The 14,583-nt window shown below is 60.2% G+C and carries 13 protein-coding genes; 11 read left to right on the forward strand and 2 right to left on the reverse strand.

Features of this window, described 5'->3' with window-relative positions:
- Positions 1-139 precede the first annotated feature (139 nt).
- The gene (locus GH657_RS14340; RefSeq protein ID WP_153101532.1) at positions 140-466 is read right to left on the reverse strand and encodes a DUF1840 domain-containing protein; all 327 of its coding nucleotides are present in this window, start codon (positions 464-466) and stop codon (positions 140-142) included.
- A 363-nt stretch (positions 467-829) separates the two neighbouring features.
- Here GH657_RS14340 and argS point away from each other — a divergent pair, with 363 nt between their 5' ends.
- The 5 genes from argS (at position 830) to GH657_RS14365 (ending at position 6,974) form a co-directional block, all read left to right on the forward strand.
- The gene (gene argS, locus GH657_RS14345; RefSeq protein ID WP_153101533.1) at positions 830-2,620 is read left to right on the forward strand and encodes an arginine--tRNA ligase; all 1,791 of its coding nucleotides are present in this window, start codon (positions 830-832) and stop codon (positions 2,618-2,620) included.
- Positions 2,621-2,685: 65 nt separating this feature from the next.
- Positions 2,686-3,462, forward strand: coding sequence for an SPOR domain-containing protein (locus GH657_RS14350; RefSeq protein ID WP_174769956.1), 777 nt, complete (start codon positions 2,686-2,688; stop codon positions 3,460-3,462).
- A gap of 173 nt (positions 3,463-3,635) precedes the next feature.
- Positions 3,636-4,274, forward strand: coding sequence for a thiol:disulfide interchange protein DsbA/DsbL (locus GH657_RS14355; RefSeq protein WP_153101535.1), 639 nt, complete (start codon positions 3,636-3,638; stop codon positions 4,272-4,274).
- A 30-nt stretch (positions 4,275-4,304) separates the two neighbouring features.
- A complete protein-coding gene (locus tag GH657_RS14360) occupies positions 4,305-5,084 on the forward strand; it encodes an SDR family oxidoreductase (protein ID WP_153101536.1) in 780 nt (259 codons plus the stop codon).
- Between the two features lie 306 nt (positions 5,085-5,390).
- Positions 5,391-6,974, forward strand: coding sequence for an ABC transporter substrate-binding protein (locus GH657_RS14365; protein WP_153101537.1), 1,584 nt, complete (start codon positions 5,391-5,393; stop codon positions 6,972-6,974).
- Positions 6,975-7,011: 37 nt separating this feature from the next.
- Here the strand turns inward: GH657_RS14365 and GH657_RS14370 are convergent, their stop codons facing one another.
- Positions 7,012-8,079 (reverse strand): MBL fold metallo-hydrolase, encoded by a 1,068-nt coding sequence (locus tag GH657_RS14370; RefSeq protein ID WP_153101538.1) that lies wholly within the window; start codon positions 8,077-8,079, stop codon positions 7,012-7,014.
- 132 nt (positions 8,080-8,211) lie between these two features.
- Here GH657_RS14370 and GH657_RS14375 point away from each other — a divergent pair, with 132 nt between their 5' ends.
- From GH657_RS14375 to GH657_RS14400, 6 genes are all read left to right on the forward strand, one after another.
- On the forward strand, positions 8,212-8,646 hold the full coding sequence (locus tag GH657_RS14375) for a MerR family transcriptional regulator (protein ID WP_153101539.1): 435 nt from the start codon (positions 8,212-8,214) through the stop codon (positions 8,644-8,646).
- Between the two features lie 98 nt (positions 8,647-8,744).
- Positions 8,745-10,577: a bifunctional isocitrate dehydrogenase kinase/phosphatase gene (aceK, locus tag GH657_RS14380; protein ID WP_153101540.1), complete on the forward strand. Its 1,833-nt coding sequence runs from the start codon at positions 8,745-8,747 to the stop codon at positions 10,575-10,577.
- Positions 10,578-10,689: 112 nt separating this feature from the next.
- Positions 10,690-11,466, forward strand: coding sequence for a carbonate dehydratase (gene can, locus GH657_RS14385; protein ID WP_153101541.1), 777 nt, complete (start codon positions 10,690-10,692; stop codon positions 11,464-11,466).
- On the forward strand, positions 11,459-12,655 hold the full coding sequence (locus GH657_RS14390) for an acetyl-CoA C-acetyltransferase (protein ID WP_153101542.1): 1,197 nt from the start codon (positions 11,459-11,461) through the stop codon (positions 12,653-12,655). The genes can and GH657_RS14390 overlap by 8 nt, the downstream gene beginning before the upstream one ends.
- Positions 12,656-12,737: 82 nt before the next feature.
- Positions 12,738-13,415, forward strand: coding sequence for an SDR family oxidoreductase (locus GH657_RS14395; protein WP_153101543.1), 678 nt, complete (start codon positions 12,738-12,740; stop codon positions 13,413-13,415).
- Between the two features lie 12 nt (positions 13,416-13,427).
- Entirely contained in the window at positions 13,428-14,555 is a 1,128-nt protein-coding gene (locus tag GH657_RS14400; protein WP_153101544.1) for an acyl-CoA dehydrogenase family protein, read from the forward strand.
- Positions 14,556-14,583 lie beyond the last annotated feature (28 nt).

Raw genomic sequence — 14,583 nt, forward strand, 5'->3', positions numbered from 1 at the left:
GTCCGACTCCTGGGGTGCAGTTCAAAAAGCGTTTTTTGCTTCGCGCTGAAACATCGCGGCTGACTTTGCCGCCAACTTCCGGCTCTTCCTGACGAGTGACCCTTGCCGCAGCGTCAGAGCCTACTCGCGTCAATCAGGCTCAAACACCCCAAACGATATCCGCATTCCCCTTATGCGCCTCGCGCATCATGTCGAGAAACGGAAACGCCCGCTGCGCCAGGCCTAGTGGAATCTCATGATGCTCATAGCCTTCTTCGCCTTCATGGAAATGGCCATCGTGTTCAGCACGCGTTTGTTTGTCAGTTGAGATCGCGCCTTCGAGCTTGGTAATCGCCGCAGGTAGCTCGTCGTGGGTGATCACCCCACGTTCACCCAGACGTTTGCCGATGATGCCAAGCAGATACTGGGCCAAGTCTCCCAGCATCATCACGTCCGGTGCAGCTTGGCATTTAAAGGTAATCAGCATAACGGTTTCCTCTGTTCGTTGTTCAGTGTTGAAATTTGATGCACGCGTACCGCCGCTCACGCGACGGCACGAACTGGCGGCCTACAGCCCTTGATAGGCAAGTCGCCGAATATATAGCACCTGCTAAAATCCGGCTAGATCGAACGGCGCCGGGCTGCCCGGGCTGCTATTCGCGGCTATTACTCCGTGGCAGCGACAGCCAGCCGGGCCCCAGGCGCAGCGAGTGCCCACCCCAGGGCCTCGCGGCCACGACAGCGCGGCACAACCCTTTTGTATTCCCCTGGCGGACACTACCATTGCGTGCCAAGCACCCGCTAGCGTTCCGTTTTTACCCGGATTTGCCTCACTGGACTCATCACACGCATGTTGCCCGCACATAAACATTTCCTCGAAACCCTGTTCAGCGATACCGTGAAGCAGGTCGCCCAAACCATGCAGGGTGAAGCCAACGCGGAGTTCGTCGCGCCCACCATCACGCTTGAGCGGCCGAAAGTCGCCGCCCATGGCGACATCGCCTGCAATGTGGCGATGCAGCTCGCCAAACCGCTGCGTGCCAATCCGCGTCAGCTCGCGCAACACATCGTCGAGACCCTGCTCATGCAGCCGGGCGCGCGGCAACTGGTACTGGATGCGGAAGTCGCAGGCCCCGGCTTTATCAATCTCCGGCTCACGCCCACGGCCAAGCAGGCCGTCATCGCCGCCGTCTTCGCCGAACAGACGCGCTTTGGCCACGTCGCCCGGGAAGCGGGCCGCCGTGTGCTGGTCGAATTTGTCTCGGCCAACCCCACCGGCCCGCTGCACGTCGGCCACGGGCGCCAGGCGGCGCTGGGCGATGCGCTCTCGAATGTGCTGGCCTCGCAAGGCTATGCGGTTCACCGTGAGTTTTACTACAACGATGCCGGGGTCCAGATCCAGACCCTCGCCCTCTCCACCCAGGCGCGCGCGCGCGGGCTCAAGCCCGGTGACGCGCTGTGGCCCGAAGCGGCCTACAACGGCGAATACATCGCGGATATCGCCCGCGATTACCTCAATGGCGCAACCGTCGCCGCCAGTGATGGCGAGCCCGTCAAGGGCGCAGGCGAGATCGGCAACCTGGAGGCAATCCGCCGCTTCGCCGTGGCCTACCTGCGCCACGAGCAGGACATGGATCTTCAGGCGTTCGGCGTTCAGTTCGACCAGTACTATCTCGAATCCTCGCTATACAAGGAAGGCCGTGTCGAAAAAACAGTGGCCGCGCTCATTGCCGCAGGCAAAACCTACGAGCAGGACAACGCCCTGTGGCTGCGCACCACCGACGACGGTGACGACAAAGACCGCGTGATGCGCAAATCCGACGGCACGTACACCTATTTCGTGCCGGACGTCGCCTATCACGCGGTCAAATGGGAACGCGGCTTCACCAAGGTAATCAACGTGCAGGGCTCGGATCACCACGGCACCATTGCGCGCGTGCGGGCTGGGCTGCAAGGGCTGGGCCTTGGCATCCCGCAAGGCTATCCGGATTACATCCTGCACAAGATGGTCACGGTGATGCGTAACGGCGAGGAAGTCAAAATCTCGAAACGCGCGGGCAGCTATGTGACCGTGCGCGACCTGATCGAATGGTCGGGCGGCGTCACCCCGGGCAGCGACACGGCCCAGGCGCCAGCCGATGAAGCCACGATCCGCCGTGGCCGCGACGCGGTGCGCTTCTTCCTGATCTCGCGCAAGGCGGATACCGAATTCGTCTTCGACATCGACCTCGCGCTCAAGCAAAACGACGAAAACCCGGTGCATTACGTCCAGTACGCGCATGCGCGTATCTGCTCGGTGCTCAATGAATGGAAAACGCGCTACCAGGGCGACGAAGCCCACCTCGCGCAAATCGACGTCACGCCGCTCACCAGCGAACGGGCGATGGCGCTGCTGCAAAAACTGGCCGAATTCCCGGACATGCTCGAACATGCCGCCACCGAACTCGCGCCGCACGCGGTAGCGTTCTATCTGCGCGAACTCGCTAGTGAATTTCACTCGTTTTACAATGACCGGGCCGAGCGCGTGCTGATCGACGAGGCAACAGGCCGCAACGCCCGCATCGCACTGCTCGCGGCAACCCGTCAGGTGCTGGCCAACGGCCTGGCGTTAATCGGTGTCTCAGCGCCCCTCAAGATGTAAGCGCCCCGCCAAACCACCCCATGCGTGTGGCCGTCGTTATAATCGGCGGCCGTTCCAGGATTTTTTTGCAGGTGATTCATACGATGGCACAACCACGCCGTGCAACGAAGCAATCGAAACAAACCGGAGGCACTTTTCTCGGTATCGTGCTGGGACTGATCGTCGGCCTCGCCGTCGCGGTTGTGGTGGCGCTCTATATCACGCGTGCGCCTACGCCGTTTGTCTCGAAAGTCGCTCCCCCCACCGATACTGCCGCGCCCTCGCCGCAGTTCGACCCCAACCGCCCGCTGCAAGGCAAGATGCCCGGCCAGCCCGTCGCGCCACAAGGAGCCCAGCCCACGCCGCCCAACACGGCGCCTGGCGCCACCAGCAACCAGACGCAAAGCACGGGCCTGCTCGATGAACCGCAAATCGTCGAAGTTCCGCCCACCAGCGCGAACGGGGTAGCGGTCGCACCCAAACCCGCTGCTGAAAAAGACTCCGCCGCACCCGTACCGGTGAAAAAACCACCCACCCCCGCTACCAGCGCGAGTTCAGCCATCAACGGCAACGCGCCGCCTCCAGGCACGGCGAAGCCCAGCCCGCAGAGCGCGTCCGATGCCAATACCGGCTATTTCCTTCAGGTCGGGGCCTATAAAACCTCGGCCGATGCCGAGCAACAGCGCGCCCGACTGGCCTTCCAGGGCTTCGAATCGAAAGTCACGTTGCGCGACTCAGGAGGCGTCACGTATTACCGTGTGCGCATCGGGCCCTTCTCAAAATTCGATGAGATGAACGCCGCCCGCCAGCGCTTGTCTGGCGCGGGGGTCGATACTGCGGTTATCCGCTTTACCAAACAGTGATTCTGACGCGCCGCCTCTGAACCTTACTTTGGCGGCGCGGGTCTCAATCACAGCAACGGCCTGCTCATGCTCACTGTTTCAACGCCACCGCAAACCAGTCACACATCTCATTTTTAGCGCCGTTCAATTCGCTTAATTCACTTAATTCGCTTCATTCAACAGGTCATCCAGAAATGAAAAAACTGTTCAGCATCATGCTGCTTTCGCTTGGGTTCATCACGGCAGCAGCGCAGGCCGCACCAGCGGCCCCCGTCGCAGGCAAGGACTACACCGTCCTCGCAGCCCCTCAACCCATCGAAGCCCCCGCAGGCAAGATCGAAGTCATCGAATTTTTCTGGTACGGCTGCCCTCATTGCAGCGAATTCGATCCCTTTCTCGAAACCTGGATCAAACGCCAAGGCCCGGACGTGAGCTTCAAGCGCGTTCCCGTCGCGTTTCGAGACGACTTTATTCCGCACTCGAAGCTCTATCACGCGCTTGACGCCATGGGCCTCCTGCAACAGCTCACACCCAAAATATTCAATGAGATCCATGTCAACAAGAACTATCTGATGACACCGGAAGAACAGGCCAAATTCCTCGCCAAGAACGGCGTTGACACTAAAAAATTCATGGAGGCCTACAACTCATTCTCGACACAAAGCGCGGTGCAGCGCGATAAAAAGATGATGGCCGCCTACAAGATCGAGGGCGTGCCCACCCTGATCGTGCAAGGCAAGTACGTCACCGGCCCAAGCGCGACCAATAGCCTGCCAGGCACGATCCAGGTGCTGGATTATCTGGTCACACAAGTCCGCGCCAAAAAGATGTAAATCCCCTGACATCACCGCCAAGGCACCGGAATGAACGCGCCTCTGAAGGTTTTCATTACCGGTGCTTCAAGCGGTATTGGTCTCGCGCTCGCCACCGAATATCTACGGCGCGGCGCGATTCTCGGCCTGGTCGCCCGTCGCGGCGACGTACTGCGCCAGTTCCAGCAATCCCATCCCCAGCATTCCATTGCGGTTTATAGCGTCGATGTGCGTGACGCCGACGCGCTGGCTAGCGCCGCCGCGCAGTTCATCGCCCAATACGGTTGCCCCGATATCGTGCTCGCCAACGCGGGCATCAGCCGTGGCGCACTGACCGGCCACGGCGATCTCGCCGCTTTCCGCGAGGTCATGGACGTCAACTATTACGGCATGGTGGCCACGTTCGAGCCGTTCGTGAAAACCATGAGCACCGCACGGCGCGGCACTCTGGTGGGCGTCGCCAGTGTCGCCGGCGTGCGTGGCCTGCCCGGCTCCGGGGCTTATAGCGCGTCCAAATCCGCCGCCCTGAAATATCTCGAAGCGTTGCGCGTCGAGATGCGTCCCCAGGGGGTCTGCGTCGTCACCATCGCGCCCGGCTATATCCGCACGCCGATGACCGAACACAATCCCTATCCCATGCCCTTTCTGATGGACGCGGAGCGCTTCGCCGTGAAAGTCGCCGATGCCATTGCCCGCAAGGTTTCGTTCGCGGTCTATCCGTGGCCGATGCGCATCGCCGCGATGCTGCTGCACGCCATGCCGCGCTGGCTGTACGACCGCCTGTTCGAAAAAGCGCCGCGCAAACCGCGTGCGCCCGACGCGCTGCCATGAGCCCAGCATCGGGCCCAGCTCGATTCTGTTGAGCCCGGGTACTCAGGCGCATGAAGTACGTGCATTAATACCCCGCGACATCGGGTCCATACGCCATATCGGTATACAAATTAAGTCGTTGTCGCCCGGCGTGTCATTCGCTAAGCTTTCTGCCCGATGCTCGATACCGCCTGACAGCTTTTGTATCTGTCACGCTGCCCGGCCCGATATCCGAACCGCCCCCAACACCCAGAACATCCAGGAACGCCCAGCCGCCTTGCCCCAAACCAGCGCTGCGCTCCACTCACACTCGACATGGGAGATCTCATGCGCTTCACACTGCTTGCCGCCCTGCTTGTCACGGTCCCGGCGCTCGCACTCGCCAGGCCGCTCACCGTCTGCACCGAATCCAGCCCTGATGGCTTCGACGTCGTCCAGTTCAACTCGCTCGTTACGACCAATGCTTCTGCGGATGTCCTCTTCAATTCACTCGTGGCTTACGACGAAGCCGCCAAAAAAATCATCCCGGCACTCGCCGACAAATGGGAAGTCAGCGCGGATGGCCTCACTTACACCTTCCATCTACGGCCCAATGTGGCCTTCCAGACGACCCGTTACTTCAAGCCGAGCCGTGCGCTCAATGCCGATGACGTCGTGTTTTCCTTCGGGCGCATGCTCGACGAACGCAACCCGTGGCACAAGATAACGGGCGCGAGCGGCTTTCCTCATGCGCAGTCGATGGGCTTGCCCAAACTCATCAAGGCCGTGACGAAGGTCGATAACCAGACGGTCAAGTTCGAACTCAGCGAGCCTAACGCCACGTTCGTTTCGATTTTGACGATGGGCTTTGCATCGATCTATTCCGCCGAATACGCAAACCAGTTGCTCAAGGCGGGCAAGCCTGCCGAACTGAACGCCCAGCCCGTTGGCACCGGTCCTTTCATGCTGAAAAGCTATACCCGGGATGCGGTGATTCGCTATGACGTCAACCCCAGCTACTGGGGCAACAAACCCAAGGTCGACGGCCTGATTTACGTCATCACGCCAGACGCCACGGTACGGGCGCAAAAAGTCAAAGCCGGTGAATGCCAGATCGCGCTTTCGCCCAAACCACAAGACCTCGCTCGCGCCAGAGGCGACAAGGCGCTGAAGATCGTGCAAACGCCTGCGTTCATGACAGCGTTTGTCGCACTCAACACGCAAAAAAAACCCCTCGATGACGTCAGGGTCCGCACCGCGCTAAACATGGCATTCGATCGCACGACTTATCTGAAAGCCGTCTTCGATAACACCGCCACCGCCGCCACCAACCCATGGCCGCCCAACACGTGGAGTGACGACAAGTCGATCAAGCCCTGGCCTTACGACCCCGCGAGAGCCAAACAGCTTCTCGCGCAAGCGGGTTATCCCAAGGGCTTCCAGACGACGATCTGGGTACGGCCGAACGGCAGCGTACTCAATCCCAACCCGAAAGCCGGTGCCGAATTGCTGCAAGCCGATTTCGCCAAAATAGGCGTCAAGGCCCAAGTGAAGGTGATCGAATGGGGCGAGTTAATCAAACAGGCCAAACAGGGCCAGCACGATACGCTCTTCATGGGATGGGCCGGCGACAACGGTGATCCGGATAACTATCTGTCGCCGCTCTTCAGTTGCAATGCGGTGAAATCAGGTATTAATTTTTCGCGCTATTGCAACGCGCAGCTCGACCGGCTCATCACGGCCGGCCGTGCGACGCCCGACCAGACCGCGCGGACCCAGGCCTACGAAGCAGCACAGCAGATCATCCATAACGAAGCGCTCTGGATTCCGCTGGGCTATCCCACTGCCGCCGCCATCACGCGCGCCGATGTCAGCGGCTATCACGTCAGCCCGTTCGGACGCCAGGATTTCACCGCGGTCGTGGTGCGCTAGTTTCGATGAAGTGCCCCTTAATTGATGCCGCCGGGAACTACGCGGAAAAACGCAGCACCCCGTCGGCATCGTGTGAGCGGGTCAGTTCGCCCGCGAGCCACAGCACATGCAAATGCGCGAGCGCTTCGCCCAGCGCGAATGTCATCTGATGCAAATCGAGTGCGCGGTGAAACATCAACGGCACGATATCGGCTGCGCTCTGCGGCTTCGCTGCGCAGGCCTCGCGGACTTCGGCGAGACGCGCGGCATGATGCTCGCGCAACTGCTGGATACGCGTCAGCAAACCGCGAAACGGCTTGCCATGCGAAGGCAGCACCAACGTATCGGCGGCCATCGTTTCATAACGGCCTAGCGCTTCCAGATAGAGCCCCAGCGGATTGCCTTCCGGTTCGATATCGAACACCGAGACATTGGTCGAAATGCGTGGCAAGACCATATCGCCCGAGATCAATACCCCGGCCTCGGCGCAATGCAGCGCACAGTGTTCCGGCGAATGACCAAAGCCGGTGACAACCTGCCAGCGGCGCCCGCCGATCATGAGCGTGTCACCATCGCGTATGCGCCGGTACTGGCTGGGCAATGCGGGAACCAGATCCGCGTAATAACCGTGCCGCTGCCGCAAGGCCTCGAGCGAGGCCTCATCCGTCACACCATGACGGGCAAAGTGACGGGCGGCGCTCGCGCCGCCCGCGCCTGAATCGCCCGCCGCCATCACGCGGCCCATCATGTATTCGCCCAGCGACATCCAGAGCCGCACCGTCCAGCGTTGACGTTCGCCGCCTTCGCACAGCCAGTGCGCGAGCCCAAGATGATCGGGATGGCAATGCGTGACGATCACCCGCAACACCGGCAATCCTTCCAGCCGCGTATCGAACACCTGCTCCCAGTGCGCCTTGAGGATATCGGAGGCGATACCGCAATCAATGAGGGTCCAGCCCTGCTGCCCTTCCACTTCATCGCGCAGCAGCCACAGATTGATGTGGTCCAGCGCGAACGGCAACGGCATGCGCAGCCAGAACACGCCTGGCGCGACCTCGCAGGTCTCTCCCGCGAGCGGCAACCGCTCGGCGAACGGGTAATCCAGCTGATGCTCAAGTGCATTCATGGTGGGGGAGCTCCTTCCGCGGCCACACGGCGGCGATGCGGCCTGGCCTGGGTTGCGCTTTAATCAGGTTGACGATAACGTAAACGCCGATTTTATCGCCCCCTTGCCGCACTGCCTGTCCGGAATATCCCGATGAATTCGCAATACACAATCACCGAGCTGGCGCGTGAATTCGACGTGACGCCCCGCGCCATTCGCTTCTATGAAGACCAGGGCCTGCTCACCCCCAGCCGCGAAGGCACGGGCGGGCTGCGCCGGGTGTACTCGGGGCGCGACCGCACCCGGCTAAGGCTGACGTTGCGCGGTAAACGTCTGGGCTTCACGTTGTCCGAGGTCCGGGAGCTACTCGACCTCTACGATTCGCCAACTGACACCGTGCCGCAGCTTCAGGCTTTTCTCGCCACGCTCACGCGGCACCGCGATGTGCTGGAGCGCCAGCTCGAAGATCTGACCGCCACGCTCAAAGACCTCACGCAATACGAAGCCGATGCCCGGCGGCTACTCGAAAGAAACGCTGACGTCAACGACATCAACGACGTCAACGCCCGGATAAACCAGCCGGGGTAAAACCATGGGGAACAACGGCGGGTAATGGCATGCCGCAACGATACCCGGGCGCTAAAATCACCTGAGCTTTCACGACACTGGATGAATGCGTAGCCGATATGAATCACTTTCCCAAACTGCTGTCATCGCAGATCGGCTTCGACATCGCGCAGACGATGCTCGAAGGCTTTGACCGGCATTACCAGATCTTCCGCGCGGCGGCACAGCGCGCCAGGGAACTGTTTGAAGCCGCCGATTGGCATGGCCTGCAAAAACTCGCGCGGGAACGCATCACGTCTTACGACGAACGCGTACAGGAATGCGTCGAGCATCTCGAGGACGAATATGACGCAGAAAACATCGACGACGACATCTGGCAGCAAATCAAACTGCATTACATCGGTCTCTTGACCACGCACCACCAACCCGAATGCGCGGAAACCTTTTTCAATTCGGTTTGCTGCAAAATCCTGCATCGCTCGTACTTCAATAACGATTTCATTTTCGTGCGGCCTGCGATCTCGACCGAATACATCGAGAACGACCAGCCCGCCGCCAAACCCACCTATCGCGCGTACTACCCGACGCGCGATGGCCTCGCGCAAACGCTGGAGCGCATCGTCACCAACTTCCAGCTCAAGCCGCGCTTCGACAACCTGGCACGCGATGTCGGCTGCACCATGCAAGCGATCCACGAAGCGTTTGGTGCGTTCGAGCCGGCGGCCAACTTTCAGATTCACGTGTTGTCGTCGCTCTTTTATCGCAACAAGTCGGCGTATATCGTCGGGCGCATCATCAATGGCGATAGCGTGCTGCCCTTCGCCATGCCATTGCGCCACATCACGCCCGGTGTGCTGGCACTCGATACGGTGCTACTCAAACGCGAGCAATTGCTGATTATTTTCAGTTTCTCGCACTCGTATTTTCTGGTCGATATGGAAGTGCCTTCGGCCTACGTCGAATTTCTTGGCACGATCATGCCAGGCAAACCTCGCGCCGAAATTTATACCTCGGTAGGCCTGCAAAAGCAGGGTAAAAACCTGTTCTACCGGGACTTGCTGCACCACCTGTCGCACTCAAGCGATCCGTTTATCATCGCGCCAGGCATCAAAGGGCTCGTGATGCTGGTGTTCACGCTGCCGTCGTTTCCATATGTCTTCAAGCTGATCAAGGATCGCTTTCCGCCGCCCAAGGAAACCACGCGGGCGCAGATCCAGGAGAAGTACCAGCTCGTCAAACGCCATGACCGCCTCGGACGTATGGCCGATACGCTTGAATATTCGAGCGTCGCGTTACCCCTCGCGCGGCTCGACGACGCGCTGCTGCGCGAACTGAAAAAAGAAGCGCCCTCGATGATCGAATACGAAGGCGACAGCCTGGTGATTCGCCATCTATATATCGAGCGCCGCATGGTGCCGCTCAACCTGTTTTTGCAAAACGGCAGCGATGCGGATGTGGAGCATGGCATCCGCGAGTACGGCAACGCAGTAAAAGAACTGATCCAGGCCAACATCTTCCCTGGCGACATGCTGTACAAGAATTTCGGCGTCACACGCCATGGCCGCGTGGTGTTTTACGACTACGACGAGATCGAATATTTAACCGACTGCAACGTGCGTGCCGTGCCGCAAGCGCGTTACGAGGAAGACGAAATGTCGGACGAGCCCTGGTATAGCGTGGGGCCGCACGATATCTTTCCGCAAACTTATGGCACGTTCCTGCTGGGGGACCCGCGGGTACGCGAAGCCTTCATGAAGCACCACCCCGATTTCTTCGAGCCCGCGCTGTGGCAACGGCACAAAGATCATCTTTTGCAAGGCGAACTGCCAGATTTTTTCCCTTACGAACCCAGCATCCGTTTTTGTCTTCGTTATCCGGAGTGTTTCGGCTCAGCCGCGAACGTGGCCACGGCAACCAGTACGATGTCCGGCAAGGCTAAAAATACGTCCTGAACCTGAATCCGTTATCCAAGCTGTTGCGTTTCGTCTGTTGTTACGCGTTACGCGCCTCCTGCACTGACTCGGACCGGTCTATCGGTCCACCTGCCGAACCGTCCTCTCGCTCATGAACTCAAATCCATCTTCTCTGCCCAACCCGCTTGCACACCTGTTCGATAACAACGATGCCTGGGTCACGCGCAAGCTGGCGCAAGATCCTGAATATTTCTCCCGGCTAGCGGATCAGCAGACACCCGAATATTTATGGATCGGCTGCTCCGATTCACGTGTCCCGGCCAACCAGATCATCGGCTTGCCACCAGGAGAAGTCTTCGTCCACAGAAACATTGCCAACGTCGTCGTGCACAGTGACCTGAACTGCCTGTCTGTGATCCAGTTCGCGGTTGATCTGCTGAAGGTCAAACACATCATGGTCGTCGGCCATTACGGCTGCTCCGGTGTGGGCGCAGCCCTGCATGGACGGCGCGTCGGCCTCGCGGACAACTGGCTGCATCACGTGCAGGATGTGTGCGCCAAGCATGCCGCGCTGCTCGAGGAATGGCCGCTGGGCGAAGCACGGCACCGGCGTCTGGTCGAACTCAACACGATTGAACAAGTCGTCAACGTCTGCCGCACCACCATCGTCAACGATGCCTGGGCGCGTGGCCAGGAACTGACGGTGCATGGCTGGGCATATGGCGTGCATGATGGCCGTGTACGCAACCTGGGCATGACAATCAGGGAGATCAACACGCTCAATGCCACTTATGAGCATTGTGTGAACGCAGTCTCGGCAGGCCGGGCGCATGCCACCGATAACGATGTCGTCGCAGCCGATGCGGCGCAGTTAGGCGATGTGCCCGCCGTAGTAGCAGGTGTCATCAAGGAGCTTAAACATGAGTGAAATCCTGGCTGATCCCGTTATTATCGCGGGCGTCGCACGCACGCCAATGGCAGCCTTTCAAGGTCAATTCGCTACGCTCAGTGCCTCGCAACTGGGCGCGGTGGCCATTGCCTCAGCCCTTGAACGCTCGGGTGTGCAACCCGACCAGGTGGACGAAGTGGTCATGGGCTGCGTGCTGGGCGCGGGCCAGGGGCAAGCCCCTGCCCGCCAGGCCACGCTCGCGGCAAAGCTGCCGCTCAACGTGGGCGCGACCACCGTCAACAAGATGTGCGGTTCCGGCATGCGCGCCGTGATGTTCGCGCACGACATGCTGCTCGCGGGCTCGGCCAGAATCGTTATCGCTGGTGGCATGGAAAGCATGACCAACGCGCCGTATCTGCTACCGAAGGTACGCGGCGGCATGCGCATGGGCCACGGCCAGATGCTCGACCACATGTTCACCGATGGCCTCGAAGACGCTTATGAAAAAGGCCGCCTCATGGGCTCTTTCGCTGATGAGACCGCGCTTGCGCTGCACTTGTCGCGCAAAGCTCAGGATGGCTTCGCCCTGGAGTCGTTCAAGCGTGCCCGGCACGCGATCGAAAACGGCGCCTTCAAATGGGAAATCGCTCCCGTAACCGTGCCGCAGCGTCACGGCGAAATCACCATCGACGACGACGAGTTACCTTTCAAGGCTGATCTCGACAAGATCTCGACTCTCAAGCCCGCATTTACCGCGGAAGGCACGGTGACAGCAGCGAATGCATCGTCGATTGCCGATGGTGCAGCGGCGCTCGTGATGATGCGGGCATCCACGGCAGAACAGCTTGGCGTCATTCCGCTCGCGCGGATCGTCGGACACACCACTGTCGCGCAAGCCCCCGCTCAATTCGTCACGGCGCCCTCGGGCGCACTCAAACAGTTGCTCAACAAGAATAACTGGCGCGTCAGCGAAGTCGATCTGTACGAAATCAACGAGGCGTTCGCCGTAGTCGTCATGGCCGCGATTCAGGCGCACTATCTGCCGCACGGCAAGGTCAATGTGAACGGCGGTGCGTGTGCGCTCGGGCATCCGATTGGCGCATCGGGAGCCCGGATTCTCGTCACCTTGCTCAACGCACTGCGGCAACGCGAGATGAAGCGCGGCATCGCCAGCCTGTGCATCGGCGGCGGCGAAGCCACGGCAATGGGTGTCGAACTCATGGTGTAAGCGTCGCGCAAAACGCGCGGCGGCGCGGCACATCAGGCCCATCCGGTGCATTCTGTTTTGCCTTTCAGCAAGGAGCCCGAACATGAAAACAGCATTGATCGTTGGAGCATCACGCGGCATTGGCCATGAATTCGTGCAGCAGTATCTTCAGGCTGGCTGGACCGTCCTCGCCACGGCACGCGAGCACACCGCACTCGACGAGCTCGCGGCCCTTGGCGCAAAAACGTTCGCACTGGATCTCACCGAGCCGCACCAGATCACGGCCTTCATGCAGAAGATCGGTGACGTGCCGCTAGATCTCGCACTCATCGTTTCCGGGGTATACGGTCCGCGCACCGACAACGTGCAAAGTATCAACGCCGAAGATTTCGCGCACGTGATGAACACCAATGTCCGTGGCCCCATGCAATTGCTGCCACAGTTGCTGCCGCGTGTCGAAGCCGCGCACGGCGTGCTGGCGGTGCTCTCCAGCAAGATGGGCAGCATCAGCGAAGTCGCCAGCACCTCGGGCTGGCTGTATCGCGTCAGCAAAGCTGCGCTCAACGCCGCACTCAAACTCACCTCACTAGAAGCGCGTGACGCGGTGTGCCTCTCGCTGCATCCCGGATGGGTGCGCACCGATATGGGTGGCACGCAAGCGGCGCTCGATCCCGAGCACAGCGTTGCAGGCATGCGTGAAGTCCTTGCCCAGGCGCACAACGCACGTGAGGCGTTCAATGGACGCTTCTTTCAGTACGACGGCACACCGATCGAATGGTAAGGAGAGGCGAGCATGCTTGACCAGGACCACCAGATGATTCAGGACGCCATGCGCACCTTCGTGCGCCAGGCGGTCAGCCCGCATGCCGCCCAATGGGACCGGGAAAAAACCTTTCCATACGAGGTCCATCGCCAACTGGCGGAGCTTGGCGCCTATGGCGTGCTCGTGCCTGAGGAATATGGCGGTGCCGGGCTCGATACACTGGCGCTCGCGCTCATACTTGAAGAAATCGCGGCGGGCGATGGCGGTACCTCGACAGCCATTTCGGTGAACAACTGCCCAGTGTGCAGCGTCTTGCTGAACTACGGCGATGAAATGCAAAAGCGCGCCTGGCTGACACCGCTGGCGCGCGGCGAAATGCTTGGCGCGTTTTGCCTGACGGAGCCGCAAGCGGGCTCGGATGCCTCAGCTTTGCGCAGCAGCGCGATACGCGACGATGACATGTACGTGCTGAACGGCGTCAAACAGTTCATCACCAGCGGCAAGAACGCCCAGGTAGCCATCGTGCTGGCCGTGACCGATGCCGCCGCAGGCAAACGCGGCATTAGCGCCTTTATCGTGCCCACCGACACACCGGGCTACATCATCGGGCGCATCGAAGACAAACTTGGCCAACACTCATCCGATACCGCACAGATTGTTTTCGACAACTGCCGCATTCCAGCCGCCAATCGTATCGGCGCGGAGGGCGAAGGCTATCGCATCGCCCTGTCTGGACTCGAAGGGGGACGCATCGGGATTGCCGCGCAAAGTGTCGGCATGGCACGAGCCGCATTCGAAGCCGCACTGGCCTACGCCAAAGAACGCGAGAGTTTTGGCCAACTGCTCTTTGCACACCAGGCGGTGCAGTTCCGGCTCGCGGACATGGCAACGCAGCTTGAAGCCGCGCGACAACTGGTGTGGCATGCGGCACGTCTTAAGGATGCGGGGCAGCCGTGCCTGACCGAAGCCGCGATGGCCAAACTCTTTGCCTCCGAAGCCGCTGAGCGGATTTGCTCGGCGGCGCTGCAAGTACATGGCGGCTATGGCTATCTGAATGATTTTCCGGTGGAACGGATTTACCGCGATGTCCGCGTGTGCCAGATTTACGAAGGCACCAGTGACATTCAAAAAATCCTGATCGCACGCGGGCTGGCCTGAATGATGACAATCGCTGACATCATTAGCA

The organism is Paraburkholderia hayleyella, from assembly GCF_009455685.1.
In the GTDB taxonomy this organism is placed as follows: Bacteria; Pseudomonadota; Gammaproteobacteria; order Burkholderiales; family Burkholderiaceae; genus Paraburkholderia; species Paraburkholderia hayleyella.